The 17,812-nt window shown below is 37.5% G+C and carries 18 protein-coding genes; 8 read left to right on the top strand and 10 right to left on the bottom strand.

Annotated features, from left to right (window positions below; translation table 11 throughout):
• Window positions 1-558 carry an aminoacyl-tRNA hydrolase gene (gene pth, locus BN1206_RS01000; protein ID WP_013437113.1) on the bottom strand — a complete coding sequence of 186 codons (558 nt, stop codon included), beginning with the start codon at window positions 556-558 and terminating at the stop codon, window positions 1-3.
• 133 nt (window positions 559-691) lie between these two features.
• Here pth and BN1206_RS00995 point away from each other — a divergent pair, with 133 nt between their 5' ends.
• The 3 genes from BN1206_RS00995 (at window position 692) to cbpA (ending at window position 4,025) form a co-directional block, all read left to right on the top strand.
• Window positions 692-1,663: an L-lactate dehydrogenase gene (locus tag BN1206_RS00995; protein ID WP_013437112.1), complete on the top strand. Its 972-nt coding sequence runs from the start codon at window positions 692-694 to the stop codon at window positions 1,661-1,663.
• A 77-nt stretch (window positions 1,664-1,740) separates the two neighbouring features.
• The gene (locus BN1206_RS00990; protein WP_052542780.1) at window positions 1,741-3,141 is read left to right on the top strand and encodes an IS3 family transposase; all 1,401 of its coding nucleotides are present in this window, start codon (window positions 1,741-1,743) and stop codon (window positions 3,139-3,141) included.
• Window positions 3,142-3,317: 176 nt separating this feature from the next.
• Entirely contained in the window at window positions 3,318-4,025 is a 708-nt protein-coding gene (cbpA, locus tag BN1206_RS00985) for a cyclic di-AMP binding protein CbpA (protein WP_013437111.1), read from the top strand.
• Window positions 4,026-4,098: 73 nt separating this feature from the next.
• Here the strand turns inward: cbpA and alr are convergent, their stop codons facing one another.
• The 6 genes from alr to BN1206_RS00955 form a co-directional block, all read right to left on the bottom strand.
• On the bottom strand, window positions 4,099-5,229 hold the full coding sequence (gene alr / locus BN1206_RS00980; protein WP_013437110.1) for an alanine racemase: 1,131 nt from the start codon (window positions 5,227-5,229) through the stop codon (window positions 4,099-4,101).
• Between the two features lie 2 nt (window positions 5,230-5,231).
• Entirely contained in the window at window positions 5,232-5,588 is a 357-nt protein-coding gene (acpS, locus tag BN1206_RS00975) for a holo-ACP synthase (RefSeq protein WP_013437109.1), read from the bottom strand.
• Between the two features lie 80 nt (window positions 5,589-5,668).
• Window positions 5,669-7,162, bottom strand: coding sequence for a degradosome RNA helicase CshA (locus BN1206_RS00970; RefSeq protein ID WP_052542778.1), 1,494 nt, complete (start codon window positions 7,160-7,162; stop codon window positions 5,669-5,671).
• A gap of 13 nt (window positions 7,163-7,175) precedes the next feature.
• Complete coding sequence (murF, locus tag BN1206_RS00965) at window positions 7,176-8,543, bottom strand: UDP-N-acetylmuramoyl-tripeptide--D-alanyl-D-alanine ligase (RefSeq protein ID WP_013641455.1); 1,368 nt, start codon at window positions 8,541-8,543, stop codon at window positions 7,176-7,178.
• Between the two features lie 124 nt (window positions 8,544-8,667).
• Window positions 8,668-8,913, bottom strand: coding sequence for a type B 50S ribosomal protein L31 (locus BN1206_RS00960; RefSeq protein WP_013437106.1), 246 nt, complete (start codon window positions 8,911-8,913; stop codon window positions 8,668-8,670).
• 110 nt (window positions 8,914-9,023) lie between these two features.
• Window positions 9,024-10,646 carry a glycoside hydrolase family 13 protein gene (locus BN1206_RS00955; RefSeq protein WP_013641453.1) on the bottom strand — a complete coding sequence of 541 codons (1,623 nt, stop codon included), beginning with the start codon at window positions 10,644-10,646 and terminating at the stop codon, window positions 9,024-9,026.
• Window positions 10,647-10,764: 118 nt separating this feature from the next.
• On the opposite strand from BN1206_RS00955, the gene BN1206_RS00950 reads away from it, so the two are divergent.
• Entirely contained in the window at window positions 10,765-11,595 is an 831-nt protein-coding gene (locus tag BN1206_RS00950; protein WP_013641452.1) for a Cof-type HAD-IIB family hydrolase, read from the top strand.
• Window positions 11,596-11,627: 32 nt separating this feature from the next.
• Here BN1206_RS00950 and BN1206_RS00945 read toward each other — a convergent pair whose 3' ends face one another.
• The 3 genes from BN1206_RS00945 to BN1206_RS00935 all read right to left on the bottom strand — a co-directional run bounded on the left by BN1206_RS00945 (window position 11,628) and on the right by BN1206_RS00935 (window position 14,894).
• The gene (locus BN1206_RS00945) at window positions 11,628-13,229 is read right to left on the bottom strand and encodes an APC family permease (protein ID WP_041806862.1); all 1,602 of its coding nucleotides are present in this window, start codon (window positions 13,227-13,229) and stop codon (window positions 11,628-11,630) included.
• Between the two features lie 91 nt (window positions 13,230-13,320).
• Complete coding sequence (glyA, locus tag BN1206_RS00940; protein ID WP_013437103.1) at window positions 13,321-14,556, bottom strand: serine hydroxymethyltransferase; 1,236 nt, start codon at window positions 14,554-14,556, stop codon at window positions 13,321-13,323.
• 56 nt (window positions 14,557-14,612) lie between these two features.
• A complete protein-coding gene (locus BN1206_RS00935) occupies window positions 14,613-14,894 on the bottom strand; it encodes a hypothetical protein (protein WP_013437102.1) in 282 nt (93 codons plus the stop codon).
• A gap of 261 nt (window positions 14,895-15,155) precedes the next feature.
• On the opposite strand from BN1206_RS00935, the gene BN1206_RS00930 reads away from it, so the two are divergent.
• The 4 genes from BN1206_RS00930 to BN1206_RS00915 all read left to right on the top strand — a co-directional run bounded on the left by BN1206_RS00930 (window position 15,156) and on the right by BN1206_RS00915 (window position 17,741).
• Entirely contained in the window at window positions 15,156-15,680 is a 525-nt protein-coding gene (locus tag BN1206_RS00930; RefSeq protein WP_052542776.1) for a GNAT family N-acetyltransferase, read from the top strand.
• Window positions 15,667-15,987, top strand: a complete 321-nt coding sequence (locus BN1206_RS00925; RefSeq protein WP_052542774.1) for a hypothetical protein — start codon at window positions 15,667-15,669, stop codon at window positions 15,985-15,987. Before BN1206_RS00930 ends, BN1206_RS00925 begins: the two co-directional genes overlap by 14 nt.
• Before the next feature lie 155 nt (window positions 15,988-16,142).
• The gene (locus BN1206_RS00920) at window positions 16,143-16,658 is read left to right on the top strand and encodes a hypothetical protein (protein ID WP_013437099.1); all 516 of its coding nucleotides are present in this window, start codon (window positions 16,143-16,145) and stop codon (window positions 16,656-16,658) included.
• A 201-nt stretch (window positions 16,659-16,859) separates the two neighbouring features.
• The gene (locus tag BN1206_RS00915; RefSeq protein WP_013437098.1) at window positions 16,860-17,741 is read left to right on the top strand and encodes a PPK2 family polyphosphate kinase; all 882 of its coding nucleotides are present in this window, start codon (window positions 16,860-16,862) and stop codon (window positions 17,739-17,741) included.
• The last annotated feature ends 71 nt before the right edge of the window (window positions 17,742-17,812 follow it).

Genomic DNA, 17,812 nt, shown 5'->3' with positions numbered 1-17,812 from the left:
TTAATTATATTTATTCATCAAATATTGACTATCGCGACCTGCAATAAAGTCGTCGATAATCTTTACGCTTGTATCAAATGCATCATCCATCAACTTTTGTTGTTCATCATTAAATGGGGTAAGCACCCATGAAACGACAGTTGCATTCTTAGGGTGACGAATACCGATCTTTAAACGGTTGAACTTTTCAGTTCCTAAATCACGGATAATGCTCTTAATTCCGTTATGACCACCAGATTTACCATTGGCTCTAATTCTAATTTTACCAATTGGCATATCCATATCGTCTTGAATGATCAAAATATCTTCAGGATCAACCTTAAAGAAGTTAGCGACTTGACTAACTGAACGACCCGATTCATTCATATAAGTTTGTGGTTCAAGCAAAATTACATCTTCACCGTTAATTTTTTGCTTGGTCCAAAGTCCTTCAAATTTATCCTTATCTAGTGACAAGCCCTTTTCATCAAGATAATGATCCATTGTCATAAATCCTGTGTTGTGCTTGGTTTTATCGTATTTTTGGCCTGGATTGCCTAAACCTGCAATTATTTTCATTAATATATACCCCTCATTACATAATCCCTCATATAATAGCACAAACAATAAATAATAATTTTATTAATGCTTGCTAACATGGTATAATTTGCTTTGTTAAAATTATCACTAATAAAAAGGAGACTTTATTGTTATGGCAAGAGTTGAAAAACCCCGTAAAGTTATTTTAGTCGGTGACGGTGCCGTAGGTTCTACCTTCGCATTCTCAATGGTACAACAAGGTATCGCTGAAGAATTAGGTATCATCGACATCGCTAAGGAACACGTTCAAGGTGACGCAATCGACTTAGCAGATGCTACTCCATGGACTTACCCAAAGAACATCTACGCAGCTGATTACCCAGACTGCAAGGACGCAGACTTAATCGTTATCACTGCTGGTGCTCCACAAAAGCCAGGTGAAACTCGTCTTGACCTTGTAAACAAGAACTTGAAGATTTTATCATCAATCGTTGAACCAATCGTTGAATCAGGCTTTGATGGTATCTTCTTAGTAGTTGCAAACCCAGTTGACATTTTGACTCACGCAACTTGGAAGATCTCAGGCTTCCCTAAGGATCGTGTTATCGGTTCAGGTACTTCACTTGACACTGGTCGTCTTCAAAAGGTTATCGGTGAAATGGAACACGTTGACCCACGTTCAGTTAACGCATACATGCTTGGTGAACACGGTGATACTGAATTCCCAGCATGGAGCTACAACAATGTTGGTGGCGTAAAGGTTAGTGACTGGGTTAAGGCTCACGGTATGGATGAATCTAAGCTTGAAGACATCCACAAAGAAGTTGCTAACATGGCTTACGACATCATCAACAAGAAGGGTGCTACCTTCTACGGTATCGGTACTGCTTCAGCAATGATCGCTAAGGCTATCTTGAACGACGAACACCGTGTACTCCCACTTTCAGTAGCTATGGATGGTCAATACGGCTTACACGACCTTCACATTGGTACTCCTGCAGTTGTTGGCCGCAAGGGTCTTGAACAAATCATCGAAATGCCATTAAGCGATGATGAACAAGCTAAGATGGAAGCTTCTGCAAAGCAATTGAAGGAAGTTATGGACAAGGCCTTCAAGGAAACTGGCGTTAAGGTTCGTCAATAATCCATTAAACTTTAATTAAAAAAGCATCTCCGTGTAGTGACCCTCGAAATTCGGACATGAATCTCGAGGGTTTTACTATGTCTAAACTAACTAAAAAGGATAAAATTCATATTTTTGAAGAATGGACTTTAGAAAATAAACGTGGAACGTACTTAAGTAAGAAATATGGTATCAGAAGAGAAAAGGTAAATTATCTAATAAATTTAATTAAAATTCATGGCTTATCAGTACTTGATAAATCTTATACGCATTACTCAAAAGAGTATAAAGAACATGCCATAAAAAGAGTGCTTTTAGGAAATGAATCGATTAATGCAGTAGCACTTGATCTAGGTTTGCCTGGTAATGGTATGTTAAGCAATTGGATTCGCTCTTACAAAGAAAATGGATATAATGTCGTTATCAAGAAGAAAGGACGACGAATCCATGAGCAAGAAAGAGTTAAACGAATTAGAACGGCTCAAGCAAGAAAACGCCAAGTTGCGTCGCCAGAATTTAAAGCTTACTGTCGAAAACGCATATATAAAAAAATTGGATGCCTTGGTTCAAAAAAGAAAGAGCCAACCAAAACAGAAATAGCACAAGCTGTTACCGAATTGAGGCATGAACTGGGGCTCGCAGTAAAGAAGATCATTGAAATTATTAACGCTAATGAAGATCTGCCGCACATCTCGCGCAGTAACTACTATGACGTTTATACTCGTGAGGATAAGGATCAAGTTCATCATAGTGATGTGATGATGCGCATTCGGGAGATCTATGATGAGATTAAGAATCGTTATGTTGCCCCAGGTTATCGTCGTATTACACATATTTTGCATCGTGAAGGCTATCAGATTAATCGTAAAACTGTTAATCGTTTAATGCGCAAAATGGATTTGTACGGTTATGTGATGAAGCGTAGACATCCATATAGCAGCTATCAAGGAGATATTAAAGGCAGAATCAAACCAGACTTAATTAAACGCAAATTCTTTGCTTTAAGACCGAATATGAAATGGTATACCGATATTACCGAATTCAATCTAAGGGGTAAGAAACTCTATTTATCACCTATTATTGATGGCTGCGGACGTGATATCGTTGCTTATAATATTTCTTGTCATCCTAATCTGAAACAAGTGATGTCAATGTTGGATAATGCTTTTAAAACTAATCAGGCACTAAATGGTTTAATCTTTCATACAGATCGAGGCTGGCAATACCAACACAAGGCTTATCAACATGAACTAGCTATTCGCGGTATTGAACAAAGCATGTCTAGAAAAGGCTGTTCTCCAGATGATGGCTTAATGGAGGGCTTCTTTGGCATTCTCAAACGTGAAATGTTCTATGGCCAGGAGAAGAAATATGCTTCACTTGACGAATTAGAGCAAGCTATCAGAAAATATATAGACTATTACAATACGGAAAGAACTAAGGATAAACTAAAAGAACTTACTCCGATAGAATATCGGAATAAGTCCTTAGTCGCATAATATCAATAAAGTGTCCGAAAAATGCGGGTCACTACACCGCTAAGAAGATGCTTTTTTATTTGCCTAACTATTGTTAAAATATAGTTGATTATCTTAGCTGGTCTTTAATTAATATTTAATTAACTCATTGATTATGCTATAATTACTTGTAATATTTTACCTTTGGAGGCGAACTCATGCTTATTAAATCTTTAGTTATTAAGAAAAATTATTTAACTACAGTTAATGAAAAAGCCACGTTAGCAGAAGCATTAAAAGTCTTAGAAGATTCAGGTTATAGATGTGTGCCTATTGTAGATGATACTGGTACAATTTTCCGCGGTAACATTTATAAGATGCACATCTATCGTCATAAGTCACAAGGCGGCGATATGAATTTACCTGTAACCTACTTGCTTAAGAACGCAACTAAGACCATCAAGGTTAACTCACCTTTCTTCAAGGTATTCTTTAACATCAAGGACTTACCATACATCGCTGTTTTGGATGAAGAAAATCACTTCTACGGTATTCTTACCCACTCAAGATTGCTTGATATGTTGTCAGATGCTTGGGATATCAAGAACGGTTCCTACGTTTTAACTGTTTTGTCAGACAACGCACGTGGTAACTTGATTAAGATGTCTAAGATCGTGTCTAAGCACACTAACATGTCTAGTGTAATGACACTTGATGCGGCAGCTGGTGAACTTCAAGGCGACTTCGTAAGAAGAACATTATTCACCTTACCTGCTGGCGTTTCAGAAATCACTATGAAGACTATTGTTGATAAGCTGCAGAAAAAAGGTTTTGTCGTTTCAGAAATCGAAGATTTGCAAGCTGGTATGACAATCATGAGTGATGAAAACCCTGGCGTATTTATTGAACGCCCATCACAAGACTAAATGAAAATTTGACCTTAATAAAAAGCTTCTAGAAATTCTAGAAGCTTTTTTGTCTGCCTAATATATTTAAATATTACTTTTCGTAGTAAACACGTGGCAAACGATCATTTAATAAGCAAGCTACTTCGTAGTGAATAGTATCAACGTAGTCAGCTGCAGCCTTAATGTTGTTAGGAGCAGTAGGATCAGCTGAGATGATTTCTACCTTAGTACCTACTGGCATCTTTTCTGGCATTTTTACCATAAATTGATCCATACAAATACGACCAACAATTGTGCAATACTTGTCTCCTACCTTAACCTTGAATCCTTGGAACTTTCTGATCCAGCCGTCGGCATAACCAACAGGTACAGTACCGATAATCGTATCTTCATCAGCCACAAAAGTTGAACCGTAACTTACACCGTCACCCTTATGAATTGTCTTAACATGAGTCAATTCACTTTCAAATGACAAGGCTGGTTCAAGCTTAAATGCAGGCTTTAAATCAGGGGTATCAGGAGTTGAAGATGGGTTTAAACCATAAATTCCGATACCAAAACGAACTAAATCACTCTTGATGCCACTGTGGAAAATACTTGCGGCAGTGTTGTCAATGTGGATCCACTTTGGCTTAACTGTTAACAAGCTTTCCATATGTCTGAACTTCTTAATTTGACGTTCAAAGTAAGATTCATCGCTACTGTCTGCAGAAGCAAAGTGAGCAAACATGCCCTCTACAAAGAAGTTGTCATTGTTTTCCAAGAACTTGTTGGCAGCAATAAAGTCCTCATCTTCGTTAAAGCCGATTCTGCCCATACCTGAATCAATACCTAAATGAATCTTCAATTGTAAGTTGTCTTTTTCTAGGTACTTTTCAGCTTCTTTAAGCCATTCTAAGTTTGGTACAGTCAATGAAACGCCATTGACAGCGGCAATTGGTGCATATTCAGGTGATACAACACCTAAAACCAAAATTGGCTTAACAATGTCGTTGTGACGCAATTGCAAAGCTTCATCCAAAATAGCAACACAAAAACCAGCTGCACCGACTTCATCAGCTACTTTAGCAACTTCAACTGCACCGTGACCATAAGCGTTGGCCTTAACAACTGCCAGCATCTTTTGACCTGGTTCAAGATGCTTCATTTCATTTTCAAGATTTCTTCTAATCGCACCCAAATTAACTTTTACTACTGCAGGACGATGATAGCCTGGAACCATTATTAATTTTCCTCCAAAACTACAAATGTAATAATTTCATGATTATCATGTGTGATACTTGGGAAAATCTTCCCATCAAACTTGGTTGAGGTCATTACAGGATGACCCAAATCATCCCATAGGGTTTCAACGTCTTGAAAACCGACGTACTTGCCAAGACCTGTCCCCATTGCTTTAGAAAAAGATTCTTTTAGTGAAAAACGACCACCAAGATATTCAACTTTTCTTTTGCCCTTCATCTTTTGATATTGAGCAAATTCGTTTGGAGTCAATACTTTTTTAGCAAAGGCATCACCTTTGTCTACAATTTTCTTTACTCGTTCAACTTCAACTGAGTCGATTCCTACACCTTTAATCATAATTTTCACCTCACACAATGACATCATTATAATACAAAAAAGAAGTTGTCAGAATAACAACTTCTTTTTTAGGATAAAAATTAATCTTTTTTATTCTTGATAATAAATTCATGACCATTGCCACGACCGCGCTTACCACGATTGCCATTATGACGATAGTTGTGGTTGTTGCGACGGTGATAATTACCATTGCCATGTCCACGATTGTTGCGTCCCTTGCCGCGACCGCCACGGTGGTGACGACCATCTCCCTTGTATGGAAGTGGCTTTTCTGGGGTGATCTTAACCTTAACGTCAGTAGAATCTTTAGAAAGATTCTTCAAGAAGGCTGCAACCAAATCAAGTGCTGAGTAGTTATCAAGCAGTTCACTAGCTTCTTGCGTGTACTTGCCCAAATCACCATTCATCAAATCTTCGATTTCAGCTTCAGCTTGCTTCAATTGACCACGGAAAGCTTGCGCATCTGTAGGTGGACGAAGTGGTGACATCTTCTTCTGGGTTAATTGTTCGATGGTTCTCATGTAGCCAATTTCATTTGGCGTTACAAAAGTTACTGAAATTCCGTTTTGACCGGCACGACCAGTTCTACCAATACGGTGAACGTAAGAATCTGGATCTTGCGGAATATCGTAGTTATAAACGTGAGTAACACCTGAAATATCAAGTCCACGAGCAGCGACATCAGTGGCTACCAAAATATCAAGCTTACCTTCACGGAATCGCTTCAAGACGGCCATTCTGCGAGCTTGTGACAAGTCACCGTGAATACCGGCTGCATTATAGCCACGAGCTTGCAAGCCACGTGTCAGCTCATCTACGCGGCGTTTAGTACGACCAAAGACCAAAGCCAAGTCTGGACCTTGAACATCGATTAAACGACACATAATGTCGAATTTTTCTGATTCTTTGGCACGAACAAAGTATTGATCGATTAAGTCTGCAGTTAATTCCTTAGCCTTAATTTGAACAATTTCAGGATGGTTCATGAACTTTTCGCCAATACGTAAGATTGGCTTAGGCATCGTTGCACTAAAGAGCAAAGTTTGCTTGCGGTTCTTGGCATACTTCAAAATGCTTTCAATATCTTGTATAAAGCCCATATCAAGCATTTCGTCTGCTTCATCTAGAACAACAGCCTTAACTTTGTCCAAATTAATTGTGCCACGCTTTAAGTGATCCAATAAACGTCCTGGAGTACCTACTAAAATTGATGGTACATGGTGCTTTAAAGAACGAATTTGACGACCAATATCAGCTCCACCATAAACTACTTGTACGTGGGCATGTTCATCACGACCTAGACGGAATAATTCCTCTTGAGTCTGAATAGCCAACTCACGCGTTGGTTCAATAATGATCGCTTGAATTGCTTTTTCTTTTTTATCAATAGTTTGTAAAATTGGCAAACCAAAAGCAGCAGTCTTACCTGTACCAGTTTGTGCTTGACCAATTACATCCTTGCCCGCTAAAGCAAGTGGAATAGTTTGTTCCTGGATTGGAGTTGCTTCTTCAAAGCCTGAGCGTTTAATTGCCTTAAGAAGCGCATCGTTTAATCCTAATTCTGAAAATTTCAAAAAATTTATTCTCCTATCTTAGTCGGGCTAAGACATTTTCAAGGTGCATCCCGTGTGAACCCTTTAATACAACAATGTCGTCCGGCTTAATATCATTTTTAAGATCGTCGATCATACGATCCATTTGATCTTGTGTATAATAATGCAAATGTTCTGGCTTATACTTGTCTTTCAATGCATCGTACAAGTTCTTCATTTCAGGGCCGTACAAATATACTTCATTGATGATTTGTGGATCCAAAGTATCACTTAAACCAGCGTGAAGTGCAGGAGAGTTCTTACCTAATTCAAGCATATCGCCCAAGACGGCAATTCTACAACCGTCGTCTTTAACTTCAACTTGACCAAAGCTAGTAACAACGGCTCTAACAGCAGTTGGGTTAGAGTTATAAACGTCGCTCATAATTGCTTCGCCGGCATCGCCCTTTTCCCACTCCATTCTGTTAGCAGTTGGCTTGAAGTTAGAAAGTGATGAGGCAATTTCTTCATCGCTTTCGCCAAAGTGACGACCAACACTAATTGCAGCCATAGCGTTTGAAACGTTGTGCTTACCAATCATTGGGATTGAGAACTTTTGCTCTGAATCGTTAATAGTGAAAGTAGCATGGTGCATGTAGCTCTTAAAGCCAGTAGCGTGAACTGTATCTTCATCCCTGAAGCCAAAGGTAGCCTTAACTTGATCAAGCTTCTTAGCACGTTCTTGTAACAATGGTTCATCACCGTTGAAGATAAATTCACCGTCTTCACGCAAGAAGTCGGTAATTTCCATCTTGGCATCGGCAATCTTGTCACGTGTACCAAAGAATTCGATGTGAGCTTCACCAATCATAGTGATTACGGCTACATCAGGATGAGTCAATTCACTTAAGTGGTGTAATTGACCAGGTCTGTCCATACCCATTTCAAGTACCAAAATTTCAGTATTTGGCTTCATTTCAAGAATGGTCATTGGCACACCAATCTCGTTATTAAAGTTGGCTTGTGTCTTATGAACGTTAAAACGCTTGGACAAAACGGCAGCTACCATGTCTTTAGTAGTAGTCTTACCATTTGAACCAGTAATACCAACTACAGTTGGGTTAACCTTGCGTAAGTAGTAGCGTGCCAAATCTTGCATTGCGCTAAGTGGATCATCTACTTCGATTACCGCAATATTCTCTGGTTTGTTAGGGTGTCCCTTCTTCCAAAGCGTAGCAGAAGCACCATTACTAATAGCACCAGCTACGAAATCATGTCCGTCACGTTCACCTTCAAGTGGTACAAACAAACCACCATTTGTGATCTTTCTGGAGTCAAAGGCAACAGAAGTAATAACTGTTTGATCGTCGCCTTCACAAGTTGTATTTAAAGCCTTGGCAATTTCCGCCATTTGCATTTTCATTGAATAATTACTCCCATAAAAACAATTTTATACAGACACCATTATACTGTCTTTCAAGTATTCTGCCAAATAATCTATAACAAAAAAGCAGCCCCCAATGGGACTGCTTCCACCAGATAAAGGTTTACTTCTTCAAGCCGTACTTCTTGTTGAACTTTTCGATTCGACCATCTGCTTGAGCAAACTTTTGCTTGCCAGTGTAGAATGGGTGTGAATCTGATGAAACTTCAACACGTACTAATGGGTAAGTCTTACCTTCGTAGTCGATAGTTTCTTCTGGCTTCAAAGTTGAACCAGCTAAGAACTTAGCACCAGTAGCTGAGTCCATGAAAACTACTTTTTGATAATCTGGATGAATACCTTGTTTCATAATTTATTACTCCTTTGCCATGACCGTATTACAGATCATAGATTAATCGATTAACGTAGACTAGAATACCATCTTCAAGTTATTAATTCAAGATATTTTTTCAATAACTACTACTTAATTATTTTGCAGGCAAAAGCTTCATATGGCTTAAGAGTAATATCGTTTAAATCATTTCTTTCGTCATAGTTAGCAACCAAAACTTGGTCGATCTGATCAGCTGAATTAAACTTCTGCTCCCTACCAGATAAGTTGGCAACTACTAGCCACTTTTCATCACCTAATACGCGGTAGTATGCAAGGACTGCATCCCCTGTATCAGGAATCAATTCGAAATCACCGTTTACCACAACATCATTTTCATGCCGCAACTTAATCAATTTTTGATAAGTGTAAAAAATTGAATCTGGATCAGCCAATGCTTTTTCTACATTAATATCAACATAGTTAGAATTAGTTGCTAGCCATGGCCTACCATCTGAAAAGCCGGCATTCTTATCATCATTCCATTGCATAGGACGACGAGCATTGTCACGGCCCTTAACATTGATGGCATGAATCAGCTCATCTTTGTCATTGCCTTCAGCTAAACGCTCGTTGTACATATTAATGCTTTCGATATCTTCTACTTCACTAATATCTTTTACCGGACAATTAGTCATGCCGATTTCTTCACCATTAAAGATGTATGGTGTGCCGTGCATCATGTGCAAAACGATGGCAAACATCTTAGCACATTGTACGCGATATTCTTTGTCATTGCCCCAGCGAGAAATTACTCGTGGAATATCATGGTTTTCCCAGAATAAACTGTTCCAAGCATGGTCAAAATCAATCTCAGTTTGCCATTTAACTAAAACTTTCTTCAATTCGCCCAGATCGAGCGGACGCAAATCCCACTTTTCTTTACCTGGTTGTTGGTCTAAAGATTGATTTTCAAATTGGAAGACCATCGATAATTCATGACGTGCAGGATCAGAATATTCTTCCGCAATCTTTGGTGTTGCATTCCAAGTTTCACCAACTGTCATCACATCACGCTTGCCAAAAGTATTCTTGTTCATTTCTTGCAAATATGGATGAAGCATTGGGCCATTTTCACGAATCATCTTGTCGGGATCCTTACCGATCAATTCGATCACGTCCATCCGGAAGCCGCCGATACCCTTATTAAGCCAGAAATTCATCATGTCGTAGATCTTATGGCGCAATTCTGGATTCTTCCAATTTAAATCTGGCTGTTGATCAGCAAAAAAGTGTAAGTAATATTGACCTGTTTTTCCATCAAATTTCCAAGCTGACCCTGAAAAGGCTGACTTTAATTCATTAGGTTCATGACCATCAACTGGATCACGCCAAATATAATAGTCACGATAAGGATTATTTTTACTCTTTCTAGACTCAATAAACCACTTGTGTTGATCTGAAGTATGATTGACTACCAAATCCATAACAATGCGAATATGATGTTCTTTTGCCTTTTTAATCAGTTCATCCATATCAGCCATCGTGCCATATTGCGGATCAATAGCCTCATAATCTGAAATATCATAGCCATTGTCGACGCCAGGTGATTGATAAACTGGTGAAAGCCAAATGGCATCAATCCCTAATTTTTCTAAGTAACCTAATCTTGAAATAATTCCTTGCAAATCCCCAATTCCATCGCCATTGCTGTCTTGGAATGACTTAGGATAAACTTGATATACAACTGCTTTTTTCCACCATGGAGTCATATCGTGTTCCTCTAATTCTAAAAATTTACTTTCTTACTATTAAGATAAAAAAAGATGTAAGCACTTGCAAGAAAATGGTAAACTGTTAACGGTATCAATTTTTATTTGGAGGATTTTTATGTCAGAGCTCCCTTTTAAAGCCGTCGCAGTAGATGTCGATGGTACTTTTGAAAATGATAATAAGGAATACAATCACGAAATGTTTGGCGAAATCTTATATAGATTACACAAACACGGTGCTCATTTCATTATTGCAAGTGGTCGTCCTGCTGGTCGCCTAAATGATGATTTTGGCGACTTTATCGATTCCGTTGACTTTGTAGCAGATAATGGCGCTGTTCTTGTTCGTGATGGAAAAATCATTCGTACTACCTGTTTTTCTAAAAAATGCATTTTAAATCTGATCGATTATTTTCGTTTACGCTACCCTGGAGCTGTTAAGACTTTATTAGTTAGTGGAGTTAAACACTCCTACTTTCTAAAAAGCACCCCACCACCCTTTAAACGTAGCCATCATTACTTTTATCCTAACAGCATTGAAATTGATGACTTCTCTCAAATCCCATCGGATGACCAATATACTAAAGTTACCGTTGATTATCCTAGCAAGGTACGACATGAACTAGAATATGGTTTTAATAGTCGCAGTATGGAGAAGATTCATGTTACCACTAGTGGCTGGAATTATATGGATATTATCCCTCAAGGCGTTAATAAAGCTACTGGATTAAAAGAATTTCTAGCCTACCTTGATGTACCAAGAAGCGAATTAATTGCTTTCGGTGACGGTGAAAATGACATTGAAATGCTTAAACTGGCTGGTTTTAGCTATGCAATGGAAAACGGCCAAGATAGCGTTAAAAAGATTGCCAAGTTTATTGCTCCAAGCAACAACGACAACGGTGTGTTCAAAGTATTAAATAAATACCTAAATGAAGCCAATAACTAAAAAGAGCTGCTGAGAAAAATCCCAACAACTCTTTATTTTTGCTTATTTTTATTTTGGACGATGTGTTCGGCATATGGATCTAATTGATCACGACCACTCTTAACGCCCCAGTAATAGAATAAAAGTGAAACGACAATGATAACGACAAAGTCAAATGGGTACTTGATCCAGTTTTGACCGCCAAAGCCGTTACTGCCGATATAGGACATAAACGACATAAAAATCAAATAGCCAATCATCCACCAGCAATTATGCAACTGCTTCTTTAAATCTGAATGCTGGTAGCGAATTTCATAATAGAAGTAAATTGGCAAACCTAGCGCAATTACCAAGATAACTTGAATCGTTGTTGGCCACATTGACCAATATATTGCCAAACTAGTTAAGACAAAAGCAATTGGTGCTAGCCATGGCATGTAACGTGGCTTAAATGGACGAGCAAGATCTGGACGAATTTTTCTTAAAGTCATTACCGTCACTGGACCAGTTAGGTAGGCAATCAAAGTAGAAGCTGTAATTACAGTAGCCAATAGGTTCCAGTTTCTAAATAAGCTAACCAAGATCACGGCCAAAATCAGATCGGTAGCCATTGCGTAACGTGGAATCATGTACTTTTGATTAATTCGTCCTAACCACTTAGGCAAATGACAAGTATGAGTCATAGCGGCTAATGCTCTTGAAGCAGTAGCTACGAAAGCAACTCCTGTACCAAACGGCGAAACAAAAGCATCAAGATAAAGCAAAATCACCAACCAATTGATGCCCATTAAAATTGCTAAATCCGCAAATGGCGAGGTGAAATCAATACCATGCCAACCTACTTTGGCTAGCATGCTTGGCTCCACAGCCCCGATAAATGTAACCTGCAACATAATATAAATTGCAGCCGTAATCAACATAGAGATAAGCACACCACGCACAATATTTTTGCGTGGATTTTTTAATTCTCCACCCATATTGATGATCGTTTGAAAGGCATCATAAGACATAATAATCCCTGAAACTGATGTAGCCTCAAAGATTGAACGTGAACCATATGGCATAAATTCATGGATATTTGTACCAAAGTTATGTTCATGGAATCCACTACAGATCAACGTCACAATTGTTAAAGTAGGTAACAGAATCTTGAAAATCGAGATTAAATTGGTAAAGTGCGTCATAATTTTTACTGACCAAAAGTTAATCATAGTAAAAATAAGCATAAAGATAAAAACAACGCCGATTCCTTCAAAAGTAATATCGCCATTCTTAATGAAGTTCTTCGTCCAATTAGCCCAACTCCACGGCCATGAACTCATATATTGCACGGCGGCTACGGCTTCCATCGGCACTAATGTAACCAGCGAAATCCAGTTAGCCCAAGCCGCGATAAAACCTAACAGCGGTCCGTGGCTATACTGCGCATACCGGCTCATCCCACCACTTTCAGGAAACATCGAACCTAATTCTACATAGGTTAACGCAATCGCAATAATAATTACTGCACCCAAAATCCATGAAAGAATGGCGGCTGGACCAGCAATCTTTGCGGCTGATCCTGAACCAAACAGCCAACCAGAGCCAATCAATGAATTTAGCGCCAGCATAATGGCAGAAAATAACCCTATTTTATGTCGTTTTAGTTTTTCCAAATCATCACTTATCCTATCCTCACCCCAATATCATACATAGCTCTGAATTATAACAAAAAAGCCCCTAGTTTTCTACTAGGGGTTAGCTACTTTATTCAACTGGATGCTTTTGCGTTAAAGCATGTACTTCATCTTTAACATGTTCAATCGTCTTTTCATCTTTTGGATTAGATAAGATTTCGATAATCAATGAAGCCGTCTTCTTAGCATCATCTTCATTAAAACCACGGCTGGTAATTGCTGGTGTACCAATTCTTAAACCACTAGTAACAAAAGGACTACGCTTATCACCCGGAATTGATTCCTTGTTAGTCGTAATGTTAACAGAATCAAGCAAGTTTTGCGCATCCTTACCAGTCAAACCAGTGTCAGTAATATCAATGATCATCAAGTGGTTATCAGTACCACCTGAAACCACCCGAATATTGTCTGATTGAGCAAAAGTTTCGGCCATTGCCTTAGCATTCTTTATTACTTGCTTAATATAATCAGTAAATTGTGGTTGCAAATCCTCATAAAAAGCCTGTGCTTTCCCTGCAATTACATGTTCAAGTGGACCGCCTTGAATGCCTGGGAATAAAGCTGAATTAATTTTTTTACCGATTTTAAGATTATTAGATAAAATCATCCCACCACGTGGACCACGCAAAGTCTTGTGCGTTGTAGTCGTGACCACATCGGCAACCGGAATCGGACTAGGATGTTGACCGGTGGCGACCAAACCAGCAATATGGGCCATATCTACCATAAGATAAGCACCAACTTCATCGGCAATTTCACGGAACTTTTGCCAATCAATAATTCGGCTGTAAGCAGATGCACCAGCTACAATTAATTTTGGCTTAACTTTTAAAGCAGTTTCTCTAATCTGATCAAAATCTAATTCTTCAGTTTTTACATTTAAACCATAGCTATAGGAATGATATTCTTTTCCACTAAAGTTGACTTTAGCTCCATGGGTAAGGTGACCACCGGCATCCATCCCCATACCCAAGATAGTATCGCCTGGTTTTAAAAGTGCCTGATAAACTGCCATATTCGCTTGCGAACCAGAATGAGGTTGAACGTTAGCAAACTTCGCATTGAATAATTTCTTAGCATAATCAATAGCAAGCTGTTCAACCTTATCGATATATTGGCAACCACCATAATAACGTCTACCAGGATAACCTTCGGCATATTTATTGGTTAAAACAGAGCCTTGTGCTTCACGAACGGCATCAGAAACAATATTTTCTGAAGCAATTAGCTCAATGGTATTCTGCTGGCGTTTTTCTTCTTGATGAATTGCATCCCATAATGCGGGTGATTTTTCTGCATATTTCAAGGATTTAGCCCCCTTATTATTTTTATTGAAATTATACTATTAATAAGAATGATTTACTATTCTAGCACTGTCATCAGATAAGCTCGATTGCTACGAGGAAACTCTTTTCTAAAAGCTGCTTGTACAGCATGTCGACAAGTAGATATTTCTTTTAATGAATAATTTTTAGAAAAATGCAAATAACCATTTTCAATTAAAGTTAATTCAGTGCCATTATTTTTAACTGTAATAGAGCGGTCCTTTTTAGCAGTGAGCAGTTTAATTTCACGATATTTACTTTTATCGTTACATATTCTTTTAAGCAAAGTAGTTGCCTGCTTAACAGGAATCAAACGCATACAATTCTTCCTTTCAATTTTTGAAAAGTACTCTTCAAATCCAATAATGGTTGTCATCTACTATATTTTTTCTTACAATAAAACCGTCTGTAAAAATACAGGCGGCTTTATTGTATTATGGGACATCATGCTTAGCTTCACGGAAAGCTAAGCATGTTTTTTACACGCCAAATAATAAAACGCCGTTTTTATAATTCTATGTGTACTAATTAATGAAAAAACGTAAAAAAGCTGCTTTTTGTTAAACTTAAAGGAAATACGATGTCAATTCAAATTAAAGCAATTCATAATCAAATAGATATTAATTTACCCAATGAACCATTTAAAATCTGGGGTCAAATGATTCCTAGTCTAGAAAACGGAAAATGGGATTATACTATTAAAAGATTTGAACAAACTTCAACTCAATGTTTTCCCAATGAAAATTATGATTATGATGATAATGCAATCTACTTAGGTGCTTATGAGGGCGAAAAATGCATTGGCTTAGCTATCTTGCAAAAAGACATGTTCAAGTATCTTTATTTAGATGATCTAAAAGTTAATTCTGCTTACCGTAAACATGGTATTGGTAGCAAACTTATCGCAGCCTGCATGAATGAAGCAAAAAAGAGAAAAATGCAAGGCATCTATACTATCGGGCAAGATAACAACTTATCTGCTTGTCTATTTTATCTAAAAAATGGTTTTGAAATTGGCGGCTTTAACAATCGTAATTACCGTGGCACACCACAAGAAAACAAAAATGATATCTACTTTTACAAAGATTGTGATGCCAATGCTTAAATTGAAATTTAGTCGTAAAGGCTGTAAAGCATTTTTTAAAAAACATCCTCAAGCTAAAAAGTTAGCTCAAACCAAAATTACAACTGCAATTACTAAAGAAGTGCAAACCGGCATGACAAAAGTCAAGGTTGCCACTCAACAGAAAATTAATGGACTTCCCTGCTATGAAATGCGACTAAATTTAGGGAAAATGGGTTCCGTCAGAATTGCTTTCACAGTTTATGATAACCAAGCTCAAATTCATTATCTAACTACTACATTGCAAAAAGACGAATTTAGTAAAGAATTAGAAAAAATTTTGAATTAACGCATTCTTTAGCCTTTCCCCGAATATTTCTTTATTAAGATAAACCTATTCAAGCTGAAAAAGATGATTTATCTAAAATTTTGTGCTATTCTGCTATACATCGAAAGAAAATATGTTTATAATTTTTAGGTTGAATAGGGGTGAAATTTCTGATCATGAAAGGTGTTAATTATACAAAAAAACATCACATGTATTTAATGAATCATGTTAATGGTGATGTTATCGAAGTTAAAATGGACCACAAAGATAAGTCTTTCAAAAAATTAAGACTCTATCGTCAAGACGGTTTAGGAAACTATTATTTGGATCCACACGCACAATTGGAAGATCAGAATGGTTTGGCCACTAAGGAGAACATCGTCAATGCTGGTAAGAAAGTGAGCCAACACATTGCCGATACAAAGAATTGGCACCATAAAGTTCATCCAATCTTTAACGCTGATCATAAGATCATCGACTTTGAGCCTAGAATTGCATTAAAACATTATACGCATATTCAAAATGCTAAGAGATATTTGCGTCACCTTAATAATCATCACGCCGATTTTTTATTCCGGCGTAATAATAAGGGGCGTTTATTAGCACCATGGAATTATGTAAAGGATGTCATCTACGAAGATCGTAACAAAGAAATGGTTCTAGCTCATAAAGTGCACAAATTATCTAAATAATGAGAAAGCTCTCAGCATTGTTTCGATGCCGAGAGCTTTTTTGGTGGTCTATTCCCTTATTCTCCATCACAGCTACAGCAGCTTTAGCATAATCACGTTTGTATTCCTGATTAACTTGATTCCAATTAACATTTTTAAAGTGCTTTTTCTAGACAATCACTTACAACATGTCTATAGTAAACACAAAGAGGCGATTTTATTATGGAAACAAAACAATTCTGTTACAGAAAAGCAAACTTTCAAATTTCTAAAGCCCCAACTTTTGTAGAAGACTCTAGTAAAAAATTAAAGAAAATAAAAAAACAAATCAAACAAAATATTAAGCACATTGATAAAGCACAAGCTAAAATGAATGCTCGACATGAATATAGCATTCTAATTGTATTACAGGGTATGGATGCGGCTGGTAAAGATAGTATGGTTAAGCATATTCTCTCTGGCGTTAACCCTAGCGGCTTTAATGTAGCCAGTTTTAAACAACCAACAGCAGAAGAATTAAATCATGACTATCTTTGGCGGGTTAATCGAGAATTGCCACCACGTGGACATATAGGTGTGTTTAATCGCTCTTACTATGAAGATGTTTTAATTTCACGTGTTCATCCACAGATTATATTGAATGATAATTTACCAAATATTCATTCTCTAACAGATATCGATGATCATTTCTTTGAGAACCGTTATAAAGATATTCGTAATTATGAAGAATATTTAACGAGAAATGGCTACGTAATTCTTAAATTCTTCCTCCATATTTCTAAAGATGAACAAAAAAGACGTTTTATGGCAAGAATTCAAACACCAAAAAAGAATTGGAAACTATCTTCTTCTGATATTAAAGAACGTCATTATTGGAATAAGTACCAAAGTGTTTATGAAAAAGCCATTAATGCCACAGCAACTGAGAAGAATCCTTGGTATGTCATTCCATCAGATGATAAATGGTACTCACGTTTAATCGTATCTGATATTCTGACTAAACGATTAGAAAAGTTACCATTAGCTTATCCAACGATGTCTCCAGATCAAGAAAAGGAATTGAATTTAGCTAAGCAATTACTACAGGATGAAGATAAATATTAATGCAATATAAACATACTAACCTAGTGTTGGATCATGAATCGACGGATTCGTGATCTGGCACTTTTTATTTT

The sequence above is a fragment of the Lactobacillus sp. OTU4228 genome (genome assembly GCF_001006945.1).
Lineage (GTDB): Bacteria > Bacillota > Bacilli > Lactobacillales > Lactobacillaceae > Lactobacillus > Lactobacillus amylovorus.
This window is presented reverse-complemented; position numbering and strand designations above follow the sequence as displayed.

Coding starts and splice junctions, on each gene's coding strand:
- BN1206_RS00955 (WP_013641453.1), bottom strand. CDS start 10,646: ATGACTCCATGGTGGAAAAAAGCAGTTGTATATCAAGTTTATCCTAAG.
- BN1206_RS00990 (WP_052542780.1), top strand. CDS start 1,741: ATGTCTAAACTAACTAAAAAGGATAAAATTCATATTTTTGAAGAATGG.
- murF (WP_013641455.1), bottom strand. CDS start 8,543: ATGAAAATGCAAATGGCGGAAATTGCCAAGGCTTTAAATACAACTTGT.
- BN1206_RS00930 (WP_052542776.1), top strand. CDS start 15,156: ATGTCAATTCAAATTAAAGCAATTCATAATCAAATAGATATTAATTTA.
- BN1206_RS00915 (WP_013437098.1), top strand. CDS start 16,860: ATGGAAACAAAACAATTCTGTTACAGAAAAGCAAACTTTCAAATTTCT.
- acpS (WP_013437109.1), bottom strand. CDS start 5,588: ATGATTAAAGGTGTAGGAATCGACTCAGTTGAAGTTGAACGAGTAAAG.
- BN1206_RS00950 (WP_013641452.1), top strand. CDS start 10,765: ATGTCAGAGCTCCCTTTTAAAGCCGTCGCAGTAGATGTCGATGGTACT.
- BN1206_RS00960 (WP_013437106.1), bottom strand. CDS start 8,913: ATGAAACAAGGTATTCATCCAGATTATCAAAAAGTAGTTTTCATGGAC.
- BN1206_RS00935 (WP_013437102.1), bottom strand. CDS start 14,894: ATGCGTTTGATTCCTGTTAAGCAGGCAACTACTTTGCTTAAAAGAATA.
- BN1206_RS00995 (WP_013437112.1), top strand. CDS start 692: ATGGCAAGAGTTGAAAAACCCCGTAAAGTTATTTTAGTCGGTGACGGT.
- pth (WP_013437113.1), bottom strand. CDS start 558: ATGAAAATAATTGCAGGTTTAGGCAATCCAGGCCAAAAATACGATAAA.
- cbpA (WP_013437111.1), top strand. CDS start 3,318: ATGCTTATTAAATCTTTAGTTATTAAGAAAAATTATTTAACTACAGTT.
- BN1206_RS00920 (WP_013437099.1), top strand. CDS start 16,143: ATGAAAGGTGTTAATTATACAAAAAAACATCACATGTATTTAATGAAT.
- alr (WP_013437110.1), bottom strand. CDS start 5,229: ATGGTTCCAGGCTATCATCGTCCTGCAGTAGTAAAAGTTAATTTGGGT.
- BN1206_RS00925 (WP_052542774.1), top strand. CDS start 15,667: ATGCCAATGCTTAAATTGAAATTTAGTCGTAAAGGCTGTAAAGCATTT.